Consider the following 25,830-nt stretch of genomic DNA (forward strand, 5'->3'; position numbering starts at 1 on the left):
CCCTGCGGGCCGCCCCATCCCGGCGCCCTAAACTGGCGGCTTGCCCGGCCACGGGCGAAATGTCGACCGGCAGGGAGCAGGCCATTGGAGACCGTGGCACCAGAACCGACCACCGTCGGCTCCCCTCCCCCCGATCGGGACCGGCCGGCGCCCCGCCGGACCGCCCGGTCGTACGGGCCCCTGCTGGCCTTCCTCGTCACCTCGGCCGCGTTATGCGCGGCCTGGGCCGCACGCGGCACCTACCCCTTCGGTGACACCGGCCGCGCCGTCAACGACCAGGCCAACCAGTACGTGCCCTTCCACCGGGCCCTGTGGGACCTCGTCCACGGGCAGGCCGCCGGCGACCTGCTCTTCACCTGGCGCAGCGGCTTCGGACAGCAGTTCCTGTCCGACTTCCACACCTACCTCGGCAATCCCTTCTCCTGGCTGGCCGTCCTCGTCCCGCGCGCCCACGTCGACCTGGCCGTCTTCGCGATCACCCCGATCACGGCGGGCGCCGCCGCCGCGGTGATGACCGTCTACCTCGGCAGGCTGCACCCCGGCCCCTGGTGGCAGCGCGGCGTCCTCGGAGCGGCCTACGGGCTCTGCGGATGGGCGCTCAGCGACGCCTCGTACATCCCGATGTGGCTGTGGGGCCTGGTCGCGCTCCCGATGCTCGGCATCGCCGTGGAGTGGTGCCTTCAGGAGCGCCGCTGGCCCGGGGCGGCCCTGCTGGTGACGCTCGCCTGGTACGGGAACTTCTACACCGCGATGATGGCCACGATCGCCGCCTGCGTGCTGCTGGCCGTCCGGCTGATCACCCTGGACATGACGGGCCGGCAGCGGCTGCGCGCCCTGTGGCGCGCGGCGACGGCCGCCGGGACCGGGATCCTGCTCACCCTCCCGCTCCTGCTGCCGTCATTCCTGTCGAGCGGCGCCGCGCAGCCCACCAGGGCCGCCGCCTTCGACCCCGTCCGGATCGAGGTCTTCCTCTCCGGTCTGATCCCCGCCACCCACCTGTGGGGCGGCCGCCCCCGCCTCTACGTCGCCTCCCTCGGCCTGATCCTCGCGGGCTCGTTCGTCCTGAACACGTCCGTCGCGAAGAAGACCCGACTGGTGTGGGCGGCCGCGGCCCTGCTCGTCGCCCTCTCGTTCCAGTTCCCGCCCACCCAGTACGTGTGGCACGGGCTGGCGGTGCCGAACGGCAACCCGTACCGCGAGACCTTCGTCTTCAGCGCGATGGTGGTCGTCCTGGCCTGGCTGGCGCTGGCCGCCCGGCCGCGCCCGCTCCATCTCGCCCTGGCCGCGGCCCTGTTGGTCACGGCCGCCTTCGTGCTGCGCCGCACCGACGATTTCGGCGGCTGGACCTGGCCCGCCGTACTGGGCGGCGGCGCGCTCTCCCTGCTGGCCCTGGTGCTGCTGGGCCTCGGCGAGAAGCGCCGCCGCCTGATCCCGGTGGCCGCGGTCCTGATGGTGGGAGCGGTCTTCGCCGAGTCCACCGTCGCCGCGGCGAACGCGGACGCCCGCCGCTCCCGCGAACGCTGGGCGAAGCCGATCCCCACCTCGAACCGGTCAATCGCCGGACACCTCGACGCCGTCCGGGGCGTGGCCGGCTGGCCCGCCTACCGGACCGACTCCGGCGCGCCGCAGACCTCGTACAACGACGCCCTGGCGCTGCGCGCCGAGGGGCCGCAGTCCTACAGCAGCTACCTCCCGGCGGCCACGTACAAGGCGCTGGAACCCCTCGGCTACGGCTACAAGAACGACGGCCGAACCTTCTTCGGCGCCGACAGCCCGGTCCTCGACGCGATCTTCTCGATCGGCGCCCGGGTGCGCCCGGGGACCGCTCCGGGCACCTGGACGGCCGCGAAGTTCCCCGCGCCCCCGCTGGTGACGCTCCGCACCGGCCCCTACACCTCGCCCAACCCGCAGGACAGCGTCTACGCCCGCCAGGAGAACGCGCTGGGCGCCACCGTCCACGAGGTCCCCCCGGTCACCCGCGGCGGCAGCGCCTCCGAGCAGACCTACGCCGCCCGCTGCACGCCCGGCTCCCGGGCCTACTGGTACTCCCCCGCCCTGTACGGCACCGTCCTCGCCGGCGGCACGGAGAAGCTGCTGAAGGACCGGATGGCCGGGGTCACCCCGCTGGGCCCGGTCCCCGCCTCCGGCCTGGTCAAGGTGACCGTACGCACCCGCACCCGGGGCGCCGACGCCGGCGCGCACCCGCTGGGCTGTCTGGACCGCGCGGCCCTCGACCGGGCCGTCGCGCACCTGAAGGCAACCGGCGCCACCGCGGTGCGGACCGGCGGCCACGACATCGAGGCCACCCTCCCCGAGGGCGCCCGGGGCACCGCCGTCTTCGCGATGACGGACGTCCCCGGCTGGCGCTGCTCGGCCCCGGTCGAGGACTTCCACGGCCTGGTCTCCGTGGCCCTCCCCGAAGGCACGCGGAAGGTCTCCTGCACCTTCACCCCGAAGGGCCTCGCCCCCGGCCTGGCCGGAGGCGCCCTCGGCCTCCTCGCCCTCGCCTCGGTCACGGTGGCCGGCCTGCGCCGCCGCCGCGCCGAGGGCCCCTGACCGGGTCCCGGCGGGTACGCCCTTCACGGGACCTCGGAAACGAGGAAGCCCCCCACCGCTCCTCACGGAGTGGCGGGGGGCTTCTTCTTACGAGCTCTTAGCCGTTGTACGGGCCGTAGTCGTAGTCCTCCAGCGGGACTGCCTGGCCGGAGCCGGAGCCGAAGGGCGAGTAGTCGATGTCGTCGTAACCGACGGCCGAGTACATCGCGGCCTTGGCCTCTTCGGTGGGCTCGACCCGGATGTTGCGGTAGCGGGCGAGGCCCGTACCGGCCGGGATGAGCTTACCGATGATGACGTTCTCCTTGAGGCCGATCAGGGAGTCGGACTTGGCGTTGATCGCCGCGTCCGTCAGAACCCTGGTCGTCTCCTGGAAGGACGCCGCCGACAGCCACGACTCGGTCGCGAGCGAGGCCTTGGTGATACCCATCAGCTGCGGACGGCCGGAGGCGGGGTGACCGCCCTCGGTGACCACACGACGGTTCTCGGTCTCGAACTTCGACCGCTCGACCAGCTCGCCCGGCAGGAGCTCCGCGTCGCCGGACTCGATGATCGTCACGCGGCGCAGCATCTGCCGGATGATGATCTCGATGTGCTTGTCGTGGATCGACACGCCCTGCGAGTTGTAGACCTTCTGGACTTCGCCGACCAGGTGGACCTGGACGGCACGCTGACCGAGGATGCGCAGCACGTCGTGCGGGTTGGTGGCACCCATGGTGAGCTTCTGGCCCACCTCGACGTGGTCGCCCTCGTGCACGATGACCTTGGCGCGCTTCGAGATCGGGAACGCCGTCTCGTCGCTGCCGTCGTCGGGCGTGATGACGATCTTCTTCGTCTTCTCGGTCTCCTCGATCCGCACGCGGCCGGCGGCCTCGGAGATCGGGGCGACACCCTTCGGGGTACGGGCCTCGAAGAGCTCGACGACACGCGGCAGACCCTGCGTGATGTCGTCACCGGCCACACCACCGGTGTGGAAGGTACGCATCGTCAGCTGGGTACCGGGCTCACCGATGGACTGGGCGGCGATGATGCCGACCGCCTCACCGATGTCGACCAGCTTGCCGGTGGCGAGCGAGCGTCCGTAGCAGAAGGCACAGGTGCCGACCGCGGACTCACAGGTCAGGACCGAGCGGGTCTTGACCTCCTCGACGCCGTTGGCGACCAGGGCGTCGATGAGCACGTCACCGAGGTCGACGTTGGCCGGCGCGATGACCTTGCCGTCGATGACGACGTCCTCGGCCAGCATGCGGGCGTAGATCGAGGTCTCGACGTCGTCGGCCTTGCGCAGCACGCCGTCCTCGCCGCGAACGGCGATCTTCAGCTTCAGACCGCGCTCGGTGCCACAGTCCTCCTCGCGGATGATCACGTCCTGCGAGACGTCCACCAGACGACGGGTCAGGTAACCCGAGTCGGCGGTACGCAGGGCGGTGTCCGCCAGACCCTTACGGGCACCGTGCGTGGAGATGAAGTACTCCAGAACGGTGAGGCCCTCACGGAAGGACGCCTTGATCGGACGCGGGATGGTCTCGTTCTTCGCGTTCGACACCAGACCACGCATACCGGCGATCTGTCGCATCTGCATCATGTTTCCTCGGGCACCCGAGTCAACCATCATGAAGATGGGGTTCGTCTTGGGGAAGTTCGCGTTCATCGCCTCGGCAACCTCGTTGGTCGCCTTGGTCCAGATCGCGATGAGCTCCTGCGTGCGCTCGTCCTTGGTGATCAGACCGCGCTCGTACTGCTTCTGGACCATCTCGTCCTGCGCCTCGTAGCCCGCGACGATGGCCTTCTTGGCCTCGGGCACGACGACGTCGGAGATGGCCACGGTGACGCCCGAACGGGTCGCCCAGTGGAAGCCGGCCGCCTTCAGGTTGTCGAGCGTCGCCGCCACGATGACCTTGGGGTAGCGCTCCGCCAGGTCGTTGACGATCTCGGAGAGCTGCTTCTTGCCCACCGAGTAGTCGACGAACGGGTAGTCCTCGGGCAGCAGCTCGTTGAAGAGCGCGCGACCCAGGGTCGTCTTCAGACGGAAGCTGTCGCCCGGCTGGAACTCCTGCTCGCCCTCTTCGGCGACCGGCGCCACCCAGCCGCGCGGCGGGATGGTGCCCACCGGGAAGCGGATGTCGACGGACGACTGGAGCGCGAGCTCGCCGTTGTCGAACGCCATGGTCGCCTCGGCCGTGGAGCCGAACGCGCGGCCCTCGCCCTTGGTGTCACGGAGCTCACCGTCGGTGGTCAGGAAGAACAGACCGAGGACCATGTCCTGGGTCGGCATCGTGACCGGACGGCCGTCGGCCGGCTTGAGGATGTTGTTCGAGGACAGCATCAGGATGCGGGCCTCGGCCTGCGCCTCCGCGGAGAGCGGCAGGTGCACGGCCATCTGGTCACCGTCGAAGTCCGCGTTGAACGCGGTGCAGACGAGCGGGTGGATCTGGATGGCCTTGCCTTCGACCAGCTGGGGCTCGAAGGCCTGGATGCCGAGGCGGTGCAGCGTGGGCGCACGGTTCAGCAGGACCGGGTGCTCGGCGATGACCTCTTCGAGGACGTCGTAGACGACCGTGCGGCCGCGCTCGACCATCCGCTTCGCCGACTTGATGTTCTGCGCGTGGTTCAGGTCGACCAGGCGCTTCATCACGAACGGCTTGAAGAGCTCCAGCGCCATGGCCTTCGGCAGACCGCACTGGTGCAGCTTCAGCTGCGGACCGACGACGATCACGGAACGCGCGGAGTAGTCCACGCGCTTGCCGAGGAGGTTCTGACGGAATCGACCCTGCTTGCCCTTCAGCATGTCGCTGAGGGACTTCAGGGGACGGTTACCGGGACCGGTCACCGGACGACCACGACGACCGTTGTCGAAGAGGGCGTCCACGGCCTCCTGGAGCATGCGCTTCTCGTTGTTCACGATGATCTCGGGGGCACCGAGGTCGAGAAGGCGCTTCAGACGGTTGTTGCGGTTGATCACGCGGCGGTACAGGTCGTTCAGGTCGGAGGTCGCGAAGCGGCCACCGTCCAGCTGCACCATCGGACGAAGGTCCGGCGGGATGACCGGCACGCAGTCCAGAACCATGCCCTTGGGCTTGTTGCTGGTCTGCAGGAACGCGGAGACGACCTTGAGGCGCTTGAGCGCACGGGTCTTCTTCTGGCCCTTGCCGGTACGGATGATCTCGCGGAGGCGCTCGGCCTCCTCGTCGAGGTCGAAGGACTCCAGGCGCTTCTGCAGCGCGGCGGCGCCCATGCAGCCGTCGAAGTACGTGCCGAAGCGGTCACGCAGCTCGCGGTAGAGCAGTTCGTCGCCCTCGAGGTCCTGGACCTTGAGGTTCTTGAAGCGGGCCCACACCTCGTCGAGGCGGTCGATCTCGCGCTGGGCGCGGTCACGGAGCTGCTTCATCTCGCGCTCGGCACCTTCGCGCACCTTGCGGCGTACGTCGGCCTTCGCGCCCTCGGCCTCGAGCTCGGCCAGGTCGGTCTCGAGCTTCTTGGCACGGCCTTCGAGGTCCGCGTCACGGCGGTTCTCGATCTGCTGGCGCTCGACGGAGACGTGCGCCTCCAGCGACGGGAGGTCGCGGGTGCGACGCTCGTCGTCGACGAACGTGATCATGTACGCGGCGAAGTAGATGACCTTTTCGAGGTCCTTCGGCGCGAGGTCCAGCAGGTATCCGAGGCGCGACGGGACGCCCTTGAAGTACCAGATGTGGGTGACGGGAGCGGCGAGCTCGATGTGGCCCATCCGCTCGCGGCGCACCTTGGCGCGCGTGACCTCGACGCCACAACGCTCACAGATGATGCCCTTGAAGCGGACACGCTTGTACTTGCCGCAGTAGCACTCCCAGTCCCGGGTAGGACCGAAGATCTTCTCGCAGAAGAGTCCGTCCTTCTCGGGCTTGAGGGTGCGGTAGTTGATGGTCTCCGGCTTCTTGACCTCGCCGTGCGACCAGGTTCGGATGTCGTCCGCGGTGGCAAGGCCGATCCGCAGCTCGTCGAAGAAGTTGACGTCGAGCACTGTGCGTCAATCCCTCTTTCGGGGTCGAGTCTCAATCATGGTCTGAACGGTCCCGGGGATGACGGGGGGCTCTTGAGCGAGCCCCCCGTCAGGCCCGTCAGACCTCTTCGACGCTGCTCGGCTCGCGCCGGGACAGGTCGATACCGAGCTCCTCCGCCGCGCGGAAGACGTCCTCGTCGGTGTCGCGCATCTCGATGGACATGCCGTCCGAGGACAGCACCTCCACGTTGAGGCAGAGCGACTGCATTTCCTTGATGAGCACCTTGAAGGACTCGGGAATGCCCGGCTCGGGGATGTTCTCGCCCTTGACGATGGCCTCGTAGACCTTCACGCGGCCGGTGACGTCGTCGGACTTGATGGTCAGCAGCTCCTGGAGGGCGTAAGCGGCGCCATAAGCCTCGAGCGCCCACACCTCCATCTCACCGAAGCGCTGGCCACCGAACTGTGCCTTACCACCCAGCGGCTGCTGCGTGATCATCGAGTACGGACCGGTCGACCGAGCGTGGAGCTTGTCGTCGACCAGGTGGTGGAGCTTGAGGATGTACATGTACCCGATGGAGATCGGGTCCGGGAACGGCTCGCCGGAGCGGCCGTCGAACAGGCGCGCCTTACCGGACGGGAGGACCAGGCGGTCACCGTCGCGGTTCGGGATGGTGTGCTCGAACAGGCCGGCGAGCTCATCCTCGCGGGCACCGTCGAACACGGGGGTGGCGACGTTGGTACCGGGCTCGACGCGGTCGGCCCCGATGACCTTCAGACGCTCGGCCCACTCCTCGCCGAGCCCGGAGACGTCCCAGCCGCGGCTGGCGAGCCAGCCGAGGTGGATCTCCAGGACCTGTCCCGGGTTCATTCGGGACGGGACACCCAGCGGGTTCAGGATGATGTCGACCGGCGTGCCGTCCTCAAGGAAGGGCATGTCCTCGATCGGAAGGATCTTGGAGATGACACCCTTGTTGCCGTGACGGCCGGCGAGCTTGTCACCATCGGTGATCTTGCGCTTCTGGGCGACGTAGACGCGGACCAGCTGGTTCACGCCCGGAGGAAGCTCGTCGCCCTCCTCGCGGTCGAAGACGCGGACACCGATGACCTTGCCGATCTCACCGTGAGGAACCTTGAGCGAGGTGTCGCGCACCTCGCGGGCCTTCTCACCGAAGATCGCGCGGAGCAGGCGCTCCTCCGGGGTCAGCTCGGTCTCGCCCTTGGGCGTGACCTTGCCGACCAGGATGTCGCCGGCGACGACGTCCGCACCGATGCGGATGATGCCGCGCTCGTCGAGGTCGGCGAGGACCTCTTCGGAGACGTTCGGGATGTCCCGGGTGATCTCCTCGGGGCCCAGCTTGGTGTCACGGGCGTCGACCTCGTGCTCCTCGATGTGGATCGAGGAGAGGACGTCGTCCTGCACGAGGCGCTGCGACAGGATGATCGCGTCCTCGTAGTTGTGACCTTCCCACGGCATGAACGCGACGAGCAGGTTCTTGCCGAGGGCCATTTCGCCCTCTTCGGTCGCGGGACCGTCGGCGAGGACCTGGGACTCGATGATCCGGTCACCCTCGTTGACGATGACCTTCTGGTTGACCGAGGTGCCCTGGTTCGAGCGGGAGAACTTGGCGACGCGGTACGTGGTGTACGTGCCGTCGTCGTTGGCGACGGTGATGTAGTCGGCCGAGACCTCCTGGACGACACCGTCCTTCTCCGCACGGATCGAGTCACCGGCGTCGACCGCACAGCGGTACTCCATGCCGGTGCCCACCAGCGGGGCCTCCGCCTTGATGAGCGGAACGGCCTGGCGCATCATGTTCGCGCCCATGAGGGCACGGTTGGCGTCGTCGTGCTCCAGGAAGGGGATCATCGCGGTCGCGACGGACACCATCTGGCGCGGGGAGACGTCCATGTAGTCGACGTCGTCGCCGGCGATGTAGTCGATCTCGCCGCCACGACGGCGCACCAGCACGCGGTTCTCGGTGAAGCGCATGTCCTCGGACAGGCCGGCGTTGGCCTGGGCGATGACGAAGCGGTCTTCCTCGTCGGCCGTCAGGTAGTCGACCTCGTCGGTGACGACACCGTCGATGACCTTGCGGTACGGGGTCTCGACGAAACCGAACGCGTTGACGCGACCGTAGGAGGCGAGCGAGCCGATCAGACCGATGTTCGGGCCTTCAGGGGTCTCGATCGGGCACATGCGGCCGTAGTGCGACGGGTGGACGTCACGGACCTCGAAGCCGGCCCGCTCACGGGACAGACCGCCGGGGCCCAGCGCCGACAGGCGGCGCTTGTGGGTCAGGCCCGAGAGCGGGTTGTTCTGGTCCATGAACTGCGACAGCTGGCTGGTGCCGAAGAACTCCTTGATGGAGGCGACGACCGGCCGGATGTTGATCAGGGTCTGCGGCGTGATGGCCTCGACGTCCTGGGTCGTCATGCGCTCGCGGACGACGCGCTCCATACGAGCCAGACCCGTGCGGACCTGGTTCTGGATGAGCTCGCCGACGTTGCGCAGACGACGGTTGCCGAAGTGGTCGATGTCATCGGTCTCGACCACGATCGAACGGCCGGACTCGCCGGTCGTCTCGGTCTCGCCGGCGTGCAGCTTGACCAGGTACTTGATCGTCGCGATGACGTCGTCGGTGGTGAGCACACCGGCGTCGAGCGGCTCGTCGGCGCCGAGCTTCTTGTTCACCTTGTAGCGGCCGACCTTGGCGAGGTCGTAGCGCTTCGGGTTGAAGTAGAGGTTCTCGAGCAGCGTCTGAGCGGCCTCGCGGGTCGGCGGTTCGCCCGGACGCAGCTTGCGGTAGATGTCGAGCAGCGCGTCGTCCTGACCCTGGGTGTGGTCCTTCTCCAGGGTGGCGCGCATGGACTCGTACTCGCCGAACTCCTCGAGGATCTGCTCGGTGGTCCAGCCGAGAGCCTTCAGGAGGACGGTGACGGACTGCTTGCGCTTGCGGTCGATGCGGACACCGACCATGTCGCGCTTGTCGATCTCCATCTCCAGCCAGGCACCCCGGGACGGGATGATCTTGGCGGAGAAGATGTCCTTGTCGGACGTCTTGTCGATGGAGGAGTCGAAGTAGACACCAGGGGAGCGGACAAGCTGCGACACGACGACACGCTCGGTGCCGTTGATGACGAAGGTGCCCTTGTTGGTCATGAGCGGGAAGTCGCCCATGAAGACCGTCTGAGACTTGATCTCTCCGGTCTCGTTGTTCGTGAACTCGGCGGTGACGAACAGCGGAGCCGCGTACGTGAAGTCGCGCTCCTTGCACTCGTCGACAGAGTTCTTCGCCGGCTCGAAACGGTGGTCGCGGAAGGTCAGCGACATCGACCCGGAGAAGTCCTCGATCGGCGAGATCTCCTCGAAGATCTCTTCCAGACCGGACTTGGTGGGGACGTCCTGTCCACTCTCAAGCGCCGACTCGACGCGAGACTTCCAGGCGGCATTGCCGAGAAGCCAGTCAAAGCTCTCGGTCTGCAGCGCCAGGAGGTTCGGAACCTCGAGGGGCTCCTTGATCTTTGCAAAGGAGATGCGCAGCGGGGCGGTGCTGGCACCGTTGTTCGTATTGGTCGAGGCGTTGCGCGAGGCGGCCAAGAGGGGGTCCTTCCGAGGGCTCGGACTCACTACGCGCGTACCGGTCCCAGCAGACACAGAAGACAAGCCCCCCGAATCCAACCGAAAAGGCCAGGTCAGGGCGGGTCAATCAAGTGTGCTCAAGCGTGGGCATGTCCCTGGCGACGGGCAGGGGACAGCTAACAGGCAGCGCAAAGGGTCAGTGTAGCCACTCGGCTCACTGATGTCCAGACCAGGTTTCCGGAAACCGGCAACAGGCCTTCCCCATGTCGTTCAACCAACACTGTGTCCCACGCTGCGGCGCCCGTACACGTGCACAGAGCGCGTATCAGTACTGCCCTCTTCGTAGTCGATCCATGCCTCGGATCCCGGATCCAGGTGGTCGACCTCTCGACGGGACTGAGAATTGCGCGCCGCGTCCCGTTCGTCAAGGCCCCCTGCTCCGAGCGGATCATCTTCGGACCCTGCGTCGGAGCAACGATGATCACCCTACTCCCCAACGGGACCAGGGCAAGTCAGGCACTACGGGTACGCCAAAGGGCGACCACCCTTACGGGTGATCGCCCTTGGTTGAGGCCCTGGAGGGCCTCAGAGGTGTTACTTGACCTCGACAGCCGCGCCGGCAGCCTTGAGGGCCTCGGCGGCCTTGTCAGCGGCCTCCTTGGCGACCTTCTCGAGGACCGGCTTCGGGGCGCCGTCCACGAGGTCCTTGGCCTCCTTCAGACCCAGGGAGGTCAGCTCGCGCACGACCTTGATGACCTGGATCTTCTTGTCGCCGGCACCGGTGAGGATGACGTCGAACTCGTCCTGCTCCTCGACGGCGTCGGCAACGGCGCCCGGGCCGGCCGGACCGGCAACGGCGACGGCCGCGGCGGCGGTGACGTCGAACTTCTCCTCGAAGGCCTTAACGAACTCGGAGAGCTCGATGAGGGTCATCTCCTCGAACTGGGCGAGGAGGTCGTCCTGAGAGAGCTTCGCCATGATGGGCGATCCTTCCACTAATTCGGCAGGTGCCGGATGTATATAGAGGCGGGCGTAACGGCCCGCTACGACCCACGCACTAGGCGGCGCGGATCAGTGCGCGAGCCGAATTACTCGGCACCGCCCTGCTCGGCGAGCTTGACGCGAAGCGCTTCCGCGGTGCGGACGAACTTCGACGGCAGCGCCTGGAAGAGCGAGGCAGCCTGAGACTGCTTGCCCTTGAACGCGCCGGCCAGCTTGCTGAGCAGAACCTCGCGGGACTCGAGGTCCGCAAGCTTCTTGATCTCATCGGCGGTGAGCGCCTTACCATCAAGGACACCCGCCTTGATGATGAGGTTCGGGTTGTCCTTGGCGAAGTCACGCAGGCTCTTCGCCGACTCCACCGGGTCACCGGTGATGAAGGCGACCGCGGTCGGACCAGCGAAGTGCTCGTCCAGCGCGGTGATCCCGGCCTGGTTGGCCGCAATCTTGGTCAGCGTGTTCTTCACCACGGCGTACTGGGCGTTCTCACCAAGGGAGCGACGCAGCGTCTTGAGCTGCGCGACGGTGAGACCCCGGTACTCGGTCAGCACGGCGGCGTTCGAGCTCTGGAACGCGTCCTTGAGCTCGGCTACCGATGCAGCCTTGTTGGGCGTCGGCATGGTGCGTTCGCCTCCTTCCGGGTGATGAGGACCGCTCAGAAGGGGCTAAACAAGAAACGCCCCGGCGCAGGCGCCAGGGCGTAGCTCAACCGGAACGAATTCCGGGAACCTTCCACAGTCACCTACGCGGGTCGTCCGCATTCAACGGATCCTTCGGCCACCGAACCCTTGCGGGCACGGCAACGACCAGCGGTCTTTGGCTTCTGGGGAAGACTACGTGAAGGGGTGCAGCCGAGGCAAATCGCCTCAGGAGCTGAGGTCCAGGCCGCCCAGTCCGGCGTCCCGGAGCGTCTTGTCGGCCTCCTTCAGGTCCTCGTCGGCCTGCTTGAGCTTGCGGTCGGTCTCCTTCATCACGTCGTCGAACGAGACCACCTGGTCGGCCGGCGGGGCCTCGACGGCCGCGGCCTTGCCGAATTCGGAGAACGTGGCCGTGGTCTTCGTCGTGTCCTTGCCGTCCGCGCTCACGATCTCCGCGCGCACCGGGTACCCGTCCTTGCCGATCCACAGGTCCACCTCGACGGTGGTGAGGTGCTTCACGGATTCGTGCAGGTACTGGCGGTTCGCCTCCTGCATGACCTTGGTGGACTCGTCCGCCTTGAGTAGGTCCGCGGTGGTGAGGCTGGCCTTGTAGTGCTCGGCGTCGATGCCCTCGGCCGTCTTCTCGGCGCCTACGTGCGCGGCCTTCTCCTGGCCCAGCAGCATGGCGAGGTACTCGGCCGGGTCGTCGTTGAGCCGGACCCCGGCCTTGCCGTCCTTGGCCAGGTCCATGCTCATCCAGGTCTTGCCCATCAGCGGCTCGCCCATGGCGGTGTAGACCATGTCGCCGATCATGACCGAGCGGGTGTCGGGCTTCTCGCTCTTCAGGACCACGTCATGACTGGACGGGTACCAGCCCTTGGTGCCGGACTGGCCGCTGGTCTTGCCGTCGCCCTTGGCGATCGACAGCTCCGCCTTGGCGAACTTCGCGGCCACCGTCTTCAGGTAGGACGCCTTCACCGCCTCCACGGGCGAGTGCGCCTGCTCGGCGGCGGCCTTGCCCCCGTCGGCCTTGCCGGTGCCCCCGTCGGCCTTGTCGCCACCGCAGGCCGTGAGGCCACCCACGAGCAGTGCGGTGCCCGCCACTGCGATACCGGCCCGGGTCCGGACAGCCTTGTTCATCTGGTCTCCCCCATGTGTGGATCTCCGTACGGCCCCATGGCCCTACGCGAAGATCTCGAGTCCCCGCATCCATGACGAAACCGGGCCTCCGGGCTCCCGGAAGGGGAGACGGACGGCCCGGTCTCGGGCGTGCGCGGGGCGTGGTCAGGCGCCGCCCGCTCCGCCCGAGTCCTTCATCATCTCGCCCAGGTCCATGACCTGGTCGGCCGGCGGCGCGGCGATCTCTACCGGCTTGTTGATGTCCTTGAACTTGATGGTGACGTCCATCGAGCCCGAGGTGCCCTGACCCTGGGTGCGGACCTGCTTGGCCTGGTCGGCCTCGTCGATCCAGATGTCCATGGTCAGGCTCTTGATGCCCTGCTCCTCAAGCGTCTTGAGGTTCTTCTCCTGGCGCTCCTTGGCCGCGGGGGTCGAGGAGGCACTGTGGGCCTTCAGCTCGTCGAGCGTGAGGGTGCCGGCGAGGTGCGTCGTCTTCTGCCCGTCGATGGTCTCCTCGCCGACCTTCTTGAGGTCCTTGGCGGCGCTCAGGCTGTCGGCCGCGTCGCCAGGGTTCTGGCCCTACTGGGAGGAGCCGAGCGAGTCCAGCTCCTTGGCCTGCTCCGGGGCCAGGGCCTTCAGGTCGAACTTCAGCCACTTGCCGTCGCTGCCCATGTACATGGCGCCGTCGATCAGGCGGATCTCCACCTTCTCGCCCGGCTTCTCGGGCGAGTCCATCTTCATCGACATGGCCGTCGTGGGCTTGATCCGCATGGCGGCTTCGGCCACGATGTTCTGCCCCGCGGCCTGGCCGGACATGGTGAAGCTGAGGGAGGTGATCTCCTCGGACTTCTTCTTCGTCTTCTCCAGGTACGCCACCGGGGCGGCCTCCGCAGGCTTCTTCGCTGCCTGGGACGGGGCGGCGGACGCCCCGCTGTCCTTCTTCGCGTCCTTCCCGTCCTCACACGCAGTGGCGCCTCCTGCGAGCAGGAGGGCGGCCAGGACGGCGCCGACGGTCTTCTTGCGGTATACGCTCATGTGTTCCCCACCCCGGGTACGCAAGGCAGCGGTACGCCTCAGGCGGTCTTTCCTGTGGCGCTGCCAGCACTGACTGTACGTCTCACCGCTGACAGTAATCGCACAGGGTTCGCACAGGAAACGAAAAACGGGCCCGCCGCCCCCCGGGAAGGGGGCGACGGGCCCGTTCGGCAGATCAGTGAGCCGTCGGGCTCAGCTCGATCAGACGGCAGCCGGGTCTTCCTCGACGAGGAGGTTCCGGGTGCGGTTCGGGTCCAGCTGGATGCCGGGGCCCATGGTGGTGCTGAGGGCGGCCTTCTTGATGTAGCGGCCCTTCGCGGCGGACGGCTTCAGACGAAGGATCTCGTCCAGGGCCGCGCCGTAGTTCTCGACCAGCTTGTCATCGGAGAAGGAGACCTTGCCGATGATGAAGTGCAGGTTCGAGTGCTTGTCGACGCGGAACTCGATCTTGCCACCCTTGATCTCGGTGACAGCCTTCGCGACGTCCATCGTGACGGTGCCGGTCTTCGGGTTCGGCATCAGGCCACGGGGACCGAGCACGCGGCCGAGGCGGCCGACCTTGCCCATGAGGTCCGGGGTGGCCACAACGGCGTCGAACTCGTTCAGGCGGTTGCCCTTGGCGATCTCGTTGATCAGCTCGTCGTCGCCGACAATGTCGGCGCCGGCGGCTTCCGCGGCCGCAGCACGGTCACCGGTCGCGAAGACCAGGACCCGGGCGGTCTTGCCGGTGCCGTGCGGGAGGTTCACGGTGCCGCGGACCATCTGGTCGGCCTTGCGCGGGTCGACACCCAGGCGGAAGGCGACCTCGACGGTGCCGTCGAACTTGGTCGTGGAGGTCTCCTTGGCGAGACGGACGGCCTCGAGCGGGGCGTACAGCTTCTCCCGGTCGACCTTGGCGTCCGCAGCGCGGAGAGTCTTGCTGCGCTTCACTTCTGCTCCTGTTTTTTGGCTTCAGGCATGGAGTCGTGGTGCGGACCAGCGCTTGGTCCTACCACTGATGGTGCTGGGGTTGGCTGGATCAGCCTTCGACGGTGACGCCCATCGAACGCGCGGTGCCGGCAATGATCTTGACGGCGGCGTCGATGTCGTTGGCGTTCAGGTCGGGCATCTTCAGCTCGGCGATCTCCTTGACCTGGGCAGCCGTGAGCTTGGCGACCTTGGTCTTGTGGGGCTCGCCGGAGCCCTTCTCGATGCCCGCGTGCTTCAGGATGAGGCGCGCGGCCGGCGGAGTCTTGGTGATGAAGGTGAAGGAACGGTCGTCGTAGACCGTGATCTCCACCGGCACGACCATGCCACGCTGCGACTCGGTCGCGGCGTTGTAGGCCTTGCAGAACTCCATGATGTTGACGCCGTGCTGACCGAGCGCGGGGCCGACCGGCGGAGCCGGGTTGGCCGCACCGGCCTTGATCTGGAGCTTGATAAGCCCCGTGACCTTCTTCTTCTTGGGAGGCATTGCTCTCTCCGGGTCCTAGTGAGAGTTTTCAGCCGCCCATCCGGTCATCCGGATGGAGGCATACCGCACCACGATAACGGGTATCGGTGCGGGGCTAAAAACCGAGCAGGTCAGACCGCCCTTCACGGGGCGATCTGACCTGTCCGGAAGCTGTCGCTCAGAAGATCAGTTCTTCTGGATCTGGTCGAAGCTGAGCTCGACCGGGGTCTCGCGGCCGAAGATCTCGACGAGGCCCTTGACCTTCTTCGAGTCGGGGTTGATCTCGTTGATGGTCGCCTGCAGCGTCGCGAACGGGCCGTCGGTGACGGTGACCGAGTCGCCGACCTCGAAGTCCAGGACCTCGATGGTGCGCTTGACGGCGGGCGCGGGCAGACCGGCCTCTTCCGCGGCGGCCTTGGCGGCCTTCTCCTGCGCCTCCGGGGCGAGCATCTTGACGATCTCGTCCAGGGTCAGCGGGTACGGGTCGTACGCGTTGCCGACGAAGCCGGTGACGCCAGGCGTGTTGCGGACGACGCCCCAGGACTCGTTCGTCAGATCCATGCGGACGAGAACGTAACCGGGCAGCTTGTTCTGCCGGACGTTCTTGCGCTCGCCGTTCTTGATCTGGACGATCTCTTCCTCGGGCACCTCGGCCTGGTAGATGAACTCCTCGACGTTCAGCGAGACGGCGCGCTGCTCCAGGTTGGCCTTCACGCGCTTCTCGTAGCCGGCGTAGGTGTGGATCACGTACCACTCGCCGGGGAGCAGGCGCAGCTCCTCGCGCAGGGCCTGGATGGGGTCGACGGGCTCGGCGGGCTCGACCGGAGCGGCCTCTTCGGCCTCTTCCTCGTCGGCCTCGACGTCGTCAGCAGCCTCTTCGGCCTCGACGTCGGCGTCGACCTCAGCGTCGTCCTCGTCCTCGTCCTCGTCGGACTCGACGTGCAGCGCGGCCTCTTCGGCGGCGACACCCGCCTCTGCGTCGGCGAGCTCGGCCTCGTCGGGGTCCACAGCGTCTGCCGCCTCGACGATGTCGAGCTCGTCCTCGACGGACTCGACGGAGTCGTGGCTCGCGTTCAGGTTCGGGTCAGACACGGTGGCTGCTTCTTCCTGGATACAAAAGGTGGTGGAACATGCGAAAACGGGCGACACCATCAAGGCGCCGCCCCCCGCGGGGATCAGCCGAAGACGAACTTGATGGCTTTTTCGAACCCAAAGTCAATCACGGTCACCAGACCGATCATGATGATCACGAAGACAATCACCACGGTGGTGTACGTCGTGAGCTGGTTGCGAGTCGGCCAGACAACCTTGCGGAGTTCCGCGACGATCTGGCGGTAGAAGAGCGCGAGTCGACCCAGAGGACCCTTCTTGCCGCGCTTACCGCCCTTGCGGGCCTTCTTCTCGCGCGTCTCGTCCTCGGCGTCAGGCATGTCGATGGAGCCCAGGGCGTCCGTCACGTCTCTCACCTGAATCCGGGTCGTGGCCGTACCGCGCCCGGTTGCGCCGTACGGCGTTGCATCTAAGTACGTACCTGCGCACACACGTCCGACATGGAGTGTGGAGCAGGGCCGGAGGGACTCGAACCCCCAACCGCTGGTTTTGGAGACCAGTGCTCTACCAATTGAGCTACGACCCTTTGCGTCCCCCAACCTACCGCATCCGAGCGAGTGCACGGAGTGCTCGCGCTCTGCAGCGGCTGGTGAGGTCCAACGACAGGTGAGTGTACGTGAACCGCGCCCTGACGTCGAACAGCGCCCGCCCTGACATGCGTCGGTCCGTTGACTGAAACGGTGTGCGGCGCTTCTTTGCCGTCTGGGACGATTGCTCGTATGACCTCTGCAACGCCTTCCTCCGAGCGCCGGGTGTCCGCCCGTATCGGCGCCATTTCCGAGTCCGCCACCCTCGCCGTGGACGCCAAGGCCAAGGCCCTCAAGGCCGCCGGGCGCCCGGTGATCGGCTTCGGCGCGGGCGAGCCCGACTTCCCGACCCCGGACTACATCGTCGAGGCTGCGGTCGAGGCCTGCCGCAACCCCAAGTACCACCGCTACACGCCGGCCGGCGGCCTGCCCGAGCTGAAGACCGCCATCGCCGCCAAGACGCTGCGCGACTCCGGCTACCAGGTCGACGCCTCGCAGGTCCTGGTGACCAACGGCGGCAAGCAGGCGATCTACGAGGCCTTCGCCGCCGTCCTGGACCCGGGTGACGAGGTCATCGTCCCGGCTCCGTACTGGACCACCTACCCGGAGTCCATCCGTCTCGCCGGCGGCGTCCCGGTCGAGGTCGTCGCCGACGAGACCACCGGCTACCGCGTCTCCGTCGAGCAGCTGGAGGCCGCGCGCACCGAGCGCACCAAGGTCGTCCTGTTCGTCTCCCCGTCCAACCCGACCGGCTCGGTCTACAGCGAGGCCGACGCGAAGGCGATCGGCGAGTGGGCCGCCGAGCACGGCCTGTGGGTGCTCACGGACGAGATCTACGAGCACCTCGTCTACGGCGAGGCGAAGTTCACCTCGCTGCCGGTCCTGGTCCCGGCCCTGCGCGACAAGTGCATCATCGTCAACGGCGTCGCCAAGACGTACGCGATGACCGGCTGGCGCGTGGGCTGGGTCATCGCCCCGCAGGACGTCATCAAGGCGGCGACCAACCTGCAGTCGCACGCCACCTCCAACGTCTCCAACGTGGCCCAGGTCGCCGCGCTGGCCGCCGTCTCGGGCAACCTCGACGCGGTCGCGGAGATGCGCAAGGCCTTCGACCGCCGCCGCCAGACGATGGTGAAGATGCTCAACGAGATCGACGGGGTCTTCTGCCCGACCCCCGAGGGCGCGTTCTACGCGTACCCGTCGGTCAAGGAGCTCATCGGCAAGGAGATCCGCGGCAAGCGCCCGCAGAGCTCCGTCGAGCTCGCCGCCCTGATCCTGGACGAGGTCGAGGTCGCGGTCGTCCCGGGCGAGGCCTTCGGCACCCCCGGCTACCTGCGCCTGTCCTACGCCCTGGGCGACGAGGACCTGGTGGAGGGCGTGTCCCGCATCCAGAAGCTCCTGGCGGAGGCCAAGGCCTAGAGCGGCCCGCAGCCAGAACCTGAGCGGCGTCTCCCCTGTACGGGGCGGCGCCGCTCAGGCATATCCCTCCCGCCCCCACCATCCAGCCCCGCCAGGGGGCACCTCCCAGCGGTAGCTGGGGGAGATTGAGGCGCGTGCCGGGCGGCGCCCGGAAGGCCCCCGCGCAGCGGCTCCGGCCCCCGCTCACGCGTTCGCGCAAGCCCCTGATCGGTAAAACCCCCTCCCGCCGAGCGCAGCAGTACGGCAGGATCACCAGATGGAGCACGCACGCGATCTCACGCTTCTGCCCAAGGCCCACCTCCACCTGCACTTCACCGGGTCGATGCGGCCGTCGACCCTGCTGGAGCTCGCCGACAAGTACGGCGTGCGCCTCCCCGACGCCCTCACGGCCGGGGAGCCGCCCAAGCTCCGCGCCACCGACGAGCGCGGCTGGTTCCGCTTCCAGCGGCTCTACGACGCCGCCCGCTCCTGCCTGCGCGAGCCCGACGACATCCGGCGCCTGGTCCGCGAAGCCGCGGAGGAGGACGTACGGGACGGCAGCGGGTGGCTGGAGATCCAAGTGGATCCCACCTCCTACGCCCCCCTGCTCGGCGGGATGATCCCGGCCGTCGAGATCATCCTCGATGCCGTCGACGCGGCCTCCCGCGAGACCGGCCTCGGCATGCGGGTCCTCATCGCCGCCAACCGCATGAAGCACCCCCTCGACGCCCGCACCCTCGCCCGGCTCGCCGTCCGCTACGCCGACCGCGGCATCGTCGGCTTCGGTCTCTCCAACGACGAGCGCCGCGGCATGGCCCGCGACTTCGACCGGGCCTTCGCCATCGCCCGCGAGGGCGGCCTCCTCGCCGCACCGCACGGCGGCGAACTCACCGGCCCATCCTCCGTCCGCGACTGCCTCGACGACCTGCACGCCTCCCGCATCGGGCACGGGGTCCGGGCCGCCGAGGATCCCCGGCTGCTCAAGCGGCTCGCCGACCGGCAGATCACCTGCGAGGTCTGCCCGGCCTCCAACGTCGCCCTCGGGGTCTACGAGCGGCCCGAGGACGTCCCGCTGCGCACCCTCTTCGAGGCCGGGGTCCCCATGGCGCTGGGCGCCGACGACCCGCTGCTCTTCGGGTCCCGGCTCGCGGCCCAGTACGAGATCGCCCGCCGCCACCACGCCTTCACGGACGCGGAACTGGCCGAGCTGGCACGCCAGTCGGTGCGCGGCAGCGCGGCGCCCGACGACGTGCAGGCGAAGCTGCTGGCGGGAATCGACCACTGGCTCACCGGGTGAGCCGCAAATCCCCCTCGTAGCAGTCGGCGCGCACCCGGCCGCCGTCCAGGAAGCCGATCTCCAGGTGGGTGCGGCCCTGCTCGGGCAGGGCGAACTCGGCGACCGAGGCGACGGTCTCGCCGAGGTGCCGCAGGAAGGGGTGGTCGCCGAGGTCCTCGCCGACCTCGATGCGGCCCCATTCCCCCATGTCGTAGGCCGCGTGGGGGGTGGCGGACTCGACGATGAGGCATTGGTCGGATCCGGTGGTGATCCGGATCGTGTCGCCGATGCTGTCGATCAGCCAGACGTCGAGGGGCGCCTCGGAACGTTCGCCGTCACTGATGTGCCAGGACGCGACGACTCGGCTGAGCGTGCGCCCCACGAGACGGGTGGGGTCCGTACCGGCCCCGTGCAGGGGACAGAGCATGGGCGGCCGGGGCTCCTCAGATGCTGACGCCGACCGTCACCGGCTCGTTGACCAGGGTGACGCCGAAGGCCGCGTGGACGCCCGCGACGACCTCGCGGGCCAGGGCGAGGAGGTCCTCTGTGGTGGCCTCGCCGCGGTTGGTGAGGGCGAGGGTGTGCTTGGTGGAGATGCGCGCCGGGCCGGTGCCGTAGCCCTTGGTGAAACCGGCCTTGTCGATCAGCCAGGCCGCGCTGGTCTTCGTACGGCCGTCGCCGGCGGGGTACGCGGGCGGCGGGGCGGTGTCGGGGCCGAGGCGGTCCTGGACGCGGGTGAGGAAGGCCGCGTAGGCCTCGTCGGTCAGGATCGGGTTGTGGAAGAAGGAGCCGGCCGACCAGGTGTCGTGGTCGGCGGGGTCGAGGACCATGCCCTTGCCGGCGCGCAGGCGCAGCACCGTCTCGCGGGCGGTGGCGGCGGGGACCCGGTCGCCGGCTTCGACGCCGAGGGCGCGGGCGGTCTCGGGGTACTTGATCGGCGCGGACAGGCCGCCGGCGTCCTCCAGGGCGAAGCGCACGCGCAGGACGACGTAGCGGTCGGGCTGGTCCTTGAAGGTGCTGTTGCGGTAACGGAAGGCGCACTCGGCAGCGCCCAGGGTGACCGTTTCTCCGGTGGTGCGGTCGTAGGCGACGACCTCGGTGATGGTGTCGCAGACTTCCTGGCCGTACGCACCGACGTTCTGGATGGGGGTGGCGCCGGCCGAGCCGGGGACCCCCGCGAGGCACTCGATGCCGGCGAGGCCGGCCTCGACGGTGCGGGCGACGGCGTCGCTCCAGTTCTCGCCCGCGGCGAGTTCCAGGGTGGTTCCGTCGAGGGTGAAGCCGGTGGTCGCGATGCGCAGGGCGGTTCCGTCGAAGCCCCGGTCGCCGATGACCAGGTTGCTGCCGCCACCGATGACCAGGAGCGGGGTGCCGCTCTCGTCCGCGGCGCGCACGGTGGCGACGACCTCGGCGTCGGTGGTCGCGGTGACCAGGCGGGCGGCGGGACCACCGAGACGGAAGGTGGTCAGCGGGGCGAGGGGGGCATCGTGGAGTTCCTGCACGTGGACAAGAGTACGGTCCGTGCCCCTCGCATCCCTGCGGGGCCACAGACCGTACTCGTTCGTCCCCCCTGCCGGCGGGCTCAGTAGTCCGTCTTCTGCTCGGCGAGGCGGCGTTCGGCCTCGGCCCAACCGAGGGGGAGCTCGTCGGCCCGCACGGTCCAGTAGGTGAAGGCCGATTCCTTCATGTACGCGCTGGCGGCGCGGGAGCTGGAGCGGTGGGGCTCGCTGCGGGCGAAGCGGTAGAGCGCGTCCCGGTCCTCCCACGCGGAGAGGGTGAGGAAGGTGCGGCTGAAGATGCGGGCGCGCAGGGCGACGCCGTGGGCACCGGGGGCCTTGCGGATCTGGAGGATGATGCCGGGCGCCTTGAGGAAGAACTTGACGGCGCCGGCGAGCGTGGCGGTCTCGAAGCGGGAGGCCATGACGTAGACCTCGGAGTCGGGGGCGGCCTGGGTGGGCGTGGACCAGGGCATGTCGGGCATGCGGGCGGCTCTCCTTGGATGTAGGGGCGGTCGGGGCGGTCGGAGTCGGGTGCGGGTGCGGGTGCGGGTGCGGGTGGGGTCAGCCGGCGGCGGGGACCTTGTCCGGGACGGCGGCGGGCCGGACTTCGGGAGCCTGGGCGGCCTTGTCCTTGCCGGGCACCAACAGGGCCAGTGCGGCGGCGAGGGCGACCGCGCCGCCGCCGATCCACAGGGCGGGGATGGTGCCGTCGGTGAAGGCCTGCGGGGACTCGTAGCCGCCCTGGGCGGAGAAGACCGAGGCCAGGACCGCGACGCCGAGGGCTCCGCCGACCTCGCGCAGCGCGTTGTTGGCGCCGGAGGCCTTGCCCTGGTCGGCCGGGGCGACGGTGGACATCAGGACGTTGGCGGCGGGGGCGAAGTAGAGGGCCATGCCGATCCCGCTGAGGATCAGCGGCGGGAGCTGGGCCGCGTACGAGACGTCCGCGCTCAGGATCGCCGCGAACCAGCCGAGACCGAGGGCCTGGAAGGCGAGCCCGGCGGCGACGACGGGACGGCCGCCGATGCGGTCGGAGAGGATCCCGGCCAGCGGGGCGACGATCATCGGCATTCCGGTCCAGGGGAGCATGCGCAGTCCGGCTTCGGTGGGCGAGTAACCGGCGACGCCCTGGAGGAACTGGCTGAGCAGGAAGATCGAGCCGAACATGCCGAGGTACATCAGCAGGCTGGCCAGGTTGATCCCGAGGAAGCCGCGGTCACGGAAGAGCCGCATGGGGAGCATGGGGTTGGCGTTGTTGAAGCCGTGGTGGATGAAACCGCCGACGAGCGCGGAGCCGACGATCAGGCCGGTCAGGACGGGGGTGCTGGTCCAGCCCTCGGAGTTGGCGTTGACCAGGGCGTAGACGATGCCGAAGAGGCCGCCGCTGATGAGCAGGGTGCCCGGGACGTCGAGGCGCGCGCCGGGGGCGGTGGACTCGGCGAGGCGCAGGCGGGCGAGCGGGATCAGGGCCAGGCCTATCGGCACGTTGAGCCAGAAGATCCACTGCCAGGAGATGTGCTCGGTGAGGCTGCCGCCGATGAGGGGGCCACTGGCGACGGCGAGGCCGGTGACGGCCCCGTAGATCCCGAGGGCCACGCCGCGGCGGGCGGCCGGAACGGCGGCGGTGAGCAGGGTGAGCGTGAGCGGCATCATGATCGCTGCGCCGACGCCCTGCACGGCGCGGGCGGCGATGAGCGCGTCGATGCCGGTCGAGAGGGCGGCTGCGGCGGAGGCGCCGGTGAAGACCGTGAGGCCGACGATGAACAGCCGTCGGCGGCCGAAGCGGTCCCCGAGGGCGGCGCCGAACATCAGGAGGACGGCGAAGGTGAGCGTGTACGCGTTCACCGTCCACTCCAGGTCCTCCAGCTTGCCGCCGAGGTCCTCGCGGATGGCGGGGAGGGCGGTGGTGACGACCAGGTTGTCGAGCGCGGCCATGAAGCTGGCCACGCCGGTGAGGACGAGGGCCCAGACGGCGGGCCCGCGGAGCTTGGTGTCCTTGGCGTCTTGCGTGTGCACGGTTTCCCCCTGCAGTTTGTTAGTTATCACTGACTAACTTTCGTGGCCATGAAAAGGCGCGCGAGCAGATCCCGCGCGCCGTCACTTCTCCAGACGCCCCTCGGCACCCGCCGACGGATACAGCCCCTCCCAAACCCGGTGCCCGGGCGGGAAGCCCATGGCGGCGAGGGTGTTGATCAGCATTCCGTACGCCATGAAGGCCGTGGCCTCGCGGACGTCCCCACCGAAGGGCACGTGGACCGTGTCCCAGAGCTCCATCCAGCCCTTGCGCACGAGCTCGCCGAGCTCGCGGTCCCCAGCCGCCTCGGCGGCGGCGACGCTGACGTACATCTGGAGCTGCATCTGGAGCTTGTCGGGGTCCTCGGCGATCAGCCGGGTGTAGGCGTTCGCCATCGCCTGCGTGGCCTCCTCCCCTTGCAGCCCTTCGGCGGCGGCGGCGAAGAGGTCGCGCGTCTCCATCAGGCAGCGCTCGGCGGCCGCCAGGAAGATCGCCTGCTTGCTGGGGAAGAGCCGGAAGAGGTACGGCTGCGAAACCCCCACCCGCTTGGCGATCGCCTCGGTCGAGGTCCCGTAGTAACCGCCGCGCGCGAACTCGTGCACCGCAGCACGGATGACGCTCTCACGCCGCTCATCTGCACTCATCCTGACCATGCGGGTAAGTTAGTGCTCAATCACTAACTATGTCAAGGGGTGGGGAGCGGGGTGGGCGGGGGCGGAGACTGCGGGGCGGGGACTGCGGGGCGGGGGTTTGGTAGGCGGAAGCCAACCAGGCGCAACGGGGGCTTCGGTAAGCCGGGGGCCACCCGGCCGGTATCAGAGTTGCGTATGGGGTTTTCCCGTCAGTCCGATACCGCCCCAGCGACCCCTGTCCCCCGAAGCCCCCGCCCCGCCACCCGACCCCGGCCAGCCGAGCGGCCCCCACCACCCGACCGCACCACCCGACTCCGCCCCGCCCGACCCCGCCCCGCCCCGCGAAAAGGGCGGAGGCACCGTCCTGGTGCCCCCGCCCCGCTCGCTTCGCGCCGTCGGCTCAGGCCAGTTCGACCACCGCGCGGGACATGCCCAGGACCTTCTGGCCCGCGCTCATGGCCGTCAGGTCGACCCGGACCCGGTTGTCGTCCAGCTTCGCGGCGACCTTCGCGGTGACCTCGATCAGCCCGCCCTGGTCGTCGTTGGGGACCACGACCGGCCTGGTGAAGCGCACGCCGTACTCGACCACCGCGCCCGGGTCGCCGACCCAGTCGGTGACCACGCGGATCGCCTCGGCCATGGTGAACATGCCGTGCGCGATCACGTCCGGCAGTCCGACCTCCTTGGCGAACTTCTCGTTCCAGTGGATCGGGTTGAAGTCGCCCGAGGCGCCCGCGTACTGGACGAGCGTGGCGCGCGTCACGGGGAAGGACGCCGCCGGCAGCTCGGTGCCGACCTCAACCTCGGCGTACTGGATCTGCGCTGCCATGTCAGGCCTCCTCGGGGGCGCGGGAGACGAGCTTCGTCCACGCCGTCACCACGTGCTCGCCGGTCTCGTCGTGGACCTCGCCGCGGATGTCGATGACGTCATTGCCCGCGAGCGACTTCACGGACTCGATGGTGGAGACCACCGACAGCCGGTCACCGGCTCGCACCGGACGGGAGTACGCGAACTTCTGGTCACCGTGCACGACGCGGCTGTAGTCCAGTCCCAGCTGCGGGTCCTCGACGACCTGGCCGGCGGCCTTGAAAGTGATCGCAAACACAAAAGTCGGCGGAGCGATCACATCGGGGTAGCCGTACGACTTCGCGGCTTCGGGGTCGCTGTAGACGGGATTGGTGTCACCCACCGCAGCCGCGAATTCGCGGATCTTCTCCCGGCCGACCTCGTACGGATCGGTGGGCGGGTAGCTCCGCCCCACGAAGGACTGGTCGAGAGCCATGACTCACTACCTCCTGTTGAAGGGACACGAATGACGAAACAACAAAGACAACAACGGGCGCGGAAACGACACGAGGCCGCCCCCAATGAAGGGGACGACCTCATGACGGTGCCTGTTATTCGAGACTTCGCTGGGGTCAGCGGGTCTCGCGGTGCGCGGTGTGCGAGTTGCAGCGCGGGCAGTGCTTCTTCATCTCAAGACGGTCCGGGTTGTTACGCCGGTTCTTCTTGGTGATGTAGTTCCGCTCCTTGCACTCCACGCAGGCCAGCGTGATCTTCGGGCGGACGTCGGTGGCAGCCACGTGAGTGCTCCTTGACGGACTATGGGACGGATGAACGCATAAAAGAGTAGCCGATCGGGAGACCGACCCCGCAATCGGCTACTGTGTGTAGCGGCGACCGGACTTGAACCGGTGACACAGCGATTATGAGCCGCTTGCTCTACCGACTGAGCTACGCCGCTTTGATGTGATCAGCTCCCCACCCGAGGGTGGGGAACCTCTCTCACCAGAGCCCCAATGCGGAATCGAACCGCAGACCTTCTCCTTACCATGGAGACGCTCTACCGACTGAGCTATTGGGGCGAGCGAGGAAGACATTACACGGTTGCCCGCCGATCGCCCAAATCCTTTGCGGGGGCTGGGCTCCGACGGACTTCGCGAGCCGCCCCCGATCAACCCGCCGATCACTTCCACCCCACATTTCGGGCGGATTGTGGGCGGGCTCACACCCGGGTGCCCGCCGATCGGAGCCCCGG

The 25,830-nt window shown here is 68.3% G+C and carries 22 protein-coding genes and 3 tRNA genes; 3 read left to right on the forward strand and 22 right to left on the reverse strand.

What is annotated here, in order from left to right; translation table 11 throughout:
* Window positions 1–93 precede the first annotated feature (93 nt).
* Entirely contained in the window at window positions 94–2,556 is a 2,463-nt protein-coding gene (locus tag OG207_RS18425) for a YfhO family protein (RefSeq protein WP_329099599.1), read from the forward strand.
* Window positions 2,557–2,653: 97 nt separating this feature from the next.
* Here the strand turns inward: OG207_RS18425 and OG207_RS18430 are convergent, their stop codons facing one another.
* From OG207_RS18430 to OG207_RS18485, 12 genes are all read right to left on the reverse strand, one after another.
* Window positions 2,654–6,553, reverse strand: a complete 3,900-nt coding sequence (locus OG207_RS18430; protein ID WP_329099600.1) for a DNA-directed RNA polymerase subunit beta' — start codon at window positions 6,551–6,553, stop codon at window positions 2,654–2,656.
* 97 nt (window positions 6,554–6,650) lie between these two features.
* On the reverse strand, window positions 6,651–10,133 hold the full coding sequence (rpoB, locus tag OG207_RS18435) for a DNA-directed RNA polymerase subunit beta (protein WP_030008451.1): 3,483 nt from the start codon (window positions 10,131–10,133) through the stop codon (window positions 6,651–6,653).
* 576 nt (window positions 10,134–10,709) lie between these two features.
* Complete coding sequence (gene rplL / locus OG207_RS18440) at window positions 10,710–11,093, reverse strand: 50S ribosomal protein L7/L12 (protein ID WP_189733380.1); 384 nt, start codon at window positions 11,091–11,093, stop codon at window positions 10,710–10,712.
* 110 nt (window positions 11,094–11,203) lie between these two features.
* On the reverse strand, window positions 11,204–11,734 hold the full coding sequence (gene rplJ / locus OG207_RS18445; protein WP_030008449.1) for a 50S ribosomal protein L10: 531 nt from the start codon (window positions 11,732–11,734) through the stop codon (window positions 11,204–11,206).
* Between the two features lie 246 nt (window positions 11,735–11,980).
* Window positions 11,981–12,892, reverse strand: coding sequence for a hypothetical protein (locus OG207_RS18450; protein WP_329099601.1), 912 nt, complete (start codon window positions 12,890–12,892; stop codon window positions 11,981–11,983).
* Between the two features lie 144 nt (window positions 12,893–13,036).
* A complete protein-coding gene (locus tag OG207_RS18455) occupies window positions 13,037–13,420 on the reverse strand; it encodes an LppX_LprAFG lipoprotein (protein ID WP_329107721.1) in 384 nt (127 codons plus the stop codon).
* Window positions 13,421–13,450: 30 nt separating this feature from the next.
* A complete protein-coding gene (locus tag OG207_RS18460; protein ID WP_329099602.1) occupies window positions 13,451–13,906 on the reverse strand; it encodes a hypothetical protein in 456 nt (151 codons plus the stop codon).
* 201 nt (window positions 13,907–14,107) lie between these two features.
* Window positions 14,108–14,836 (reverse strand): 50S ribosomal protein L1, encoded by a 729-nt coding sequence (rplA, locus tag OG207_RS18465; protein WP_030388881.1) that lies wholly within the window; start codon window positions 14,834–14,836, stop codon window positions 14,108–14,110.
* An 88-nt stretch (window positions 14,837–14,924) separates the two neighbouring features.
* Window positions 14,925–15,359, reverse strand: a complete 435-nt coding sequence (gene rplK / locus OG207_RS18470) for a 50S ribosomal protein L11 (protein WP_030008445.1) — start codon at window positions 15,357–15,359, stop codon at window positions 14,925–14,927.
* Window positions 15,360–15,524: 165 nt separating this feature from the next.
* Window positions 15,525–16,430: a transcription termination/antitermination protein NusG gene (gene nusG, locus OG207_RS18475; protein ID WP_329099603.1), complete on the reverse strand. Its 906-nt coding sequence runs from the start codon at window positions 16,428–16,430 to the stop codon at window positions 15,525–15,527.
* Window positions 16,431–16,513: 83 nt separating this feature from the next.
* Window positions 16,514–16,795, reverse strand: coding sequence for a preprotein translocase subunit SecE (secE, locus tag OG207_RS18480; protein WP_189733391.1), 282 nt, complete (start codon window positions 16,793–16,795; stop codon window positions 16,514–16,516).
* Window positions 16,796–16,901: 106 nt separating this feature from the next.
* Window positions 16,902–16,974: transfer RNA gene (locus OG207_RS18485), tRNA-Trp, on the reverse strand.
* 193 nt (window positions 16,975–17,167) lie between these two features.
* On the opposite strand from OG207_RS18485, the gene OG207_RS18490 reads away from it, so the two are divergent.
* Together OG207_RS18490 and OG207_RS18495 are read left to right on the forward strand one after the other, a co-directional pair.
* Window positions 17,168–18,394, forward strand: coding sequence for a pyridoxal phosphate-dependent aminotransferase (locus OG207_RS18490; RefSeq protein WP_329099604.1), 1,227 nt, complete (start codon window positions 17,168–17,170; stop codon window positions 18,392–18,394).
* Window positions 18,395–18,650: 256 nt separating this feature from the next.
* Entirely contained in the window at window positions 18,651–19,670 is a 1,020-nt protein-coding gene (locus OG207_RS18495) for an adenosine deaminase (RefSeq protein WP_161289589.1), read from the forward strand.
* Here the strand turns inward: OG207_RS18495 and OG207_RS18500 are convergent.
* From OG207_RS18500 to OG207_RS18545, 10 genes are all read right to left on the reverse strand, one after another.
* Complete coding sequence (locus OG207_RS18500) at window positions 19,660–20,076, reverse strand: hypothetical protein (protein ID WP_030011236.1); 417 nt, start codon at window positions 20,074–20,076, stop codon at window positions 19,660–19,662. The genes OG207_RS18495 and OG207_RS18500 overlap by 11 nt on opposite strands.
* 16 nt (window positions 20,077–20,092) lie before the next feature.
* Window positions 20,093–21,199: a UDP-N-acetylmuramate dehydrogenase gene (locus tag OG207_RS18505; protein ID WP_329107723.1), complete on the reverse strand. Its 1,107-nt coding sequence runs from the start codon at window positions 21,197–21,199 to the stop codon at window positions 20,093–20,095.
* A 32-nt stretch (window positions 21,200–21,231) separates the two neighbouring features.
* The gene (locus OG207_RS18510) at window positions 21,232–21,630 is read right to left on the reverse strand and encodes a DUF3291 domain-containing protein (protein ID WP_329099605.1); all 399 of its coding nucleotides are present in this window, start codon (window positions 21,628–21,630) and stop codon (window positions 21,232–21,234) included.
* 79 nt (window positions 21,631–21,709) lie between these two features.
* The gene (locus tag OG207_RS18515; RefSeq protein ID WP_329099606.1) at window positions 21,710–23,161 is read right to left on the reverse strand and encodes an MFS transporter; all 1,452 of its coding nucleotides are present in this window, start codon (window positions 23,159–23,161) and stop codon (window positions 21,710–21,712) included.
* 81 nt (window positions 23,162–23,242) lie between these two features.
* On the reverse strand, window positions 23,243–23,812 hold the full coding sequence (locus OG207_RS18520; RefSeq protein WP_329099607.1) for a TetR/AcrR family transcriptional regulator: 570 nt from the start codon (window positions 23,810–23,812) through the stop codon (window positions 23,243–23,245).
* A gap of 379 nt (window positions 23,813–24,191) precedes the next feature.
* A complete protein-coding gene (locus tag OG207_RS18525; RefSeq protein ID WP_189733404.1) occupies window positions 24,192–24,620 on the reverse strand; it encodes a MaoC family dehydratase in 429 nt (142 codons plus the stop codon).
* Window position 24,621: 1 nt separating this feature from the next.
* Window positions 24,622–25,074, reverse strand: coding sequence for a MaoC family dehydratase N-terminal domain-containing protein (locus OG207_RS18530; RefSeq protein WP_189733406.1), 453 nt, complete (start codon window positions 25,072–25,074; stop codon window positions 24,622–24,624).
* Window positions 25,075–25,210: 136 nt separating this feature from the next.
* Window positions 25,211–25,375 (reverse strand): 50S ribosomal protein L33, encoded by a 165-nt coding sequence (rpmG, locus tag OG207_RS18535; RefSeq protein ID WP_003956487.1) that lies wholly within the window; start codon window positions 25,373–25,375, stop codon window positions 25,211–25,213.
* Window positions 25,376–25,463: 88 nt separating this feature from the next.
* A tRNA-Met gene (locus OG207_RS18540) sits at window positions 25,464–25,536 on the reverse strand.
* A gap of 48 nt (window positions 25,537–25,584) precedes the next feature.
* Window positions 25,585–25,657, reverse strand: a tRNA-Thr gene (locus tag OG207_RS18545).
* Window positions 25,658–25,830 lie beyond the last annotated feature (173 nt).

It is taken from the genome of Streptomyces sp. NBC_01439 (assembly GCF_036227605.1).
Taxonomy (GTDB): domain Bacteria; phylum Actinomycetota; class Actinomycetes; order Streptomycetales; family Streptomycetaceae; genus Streptomyces.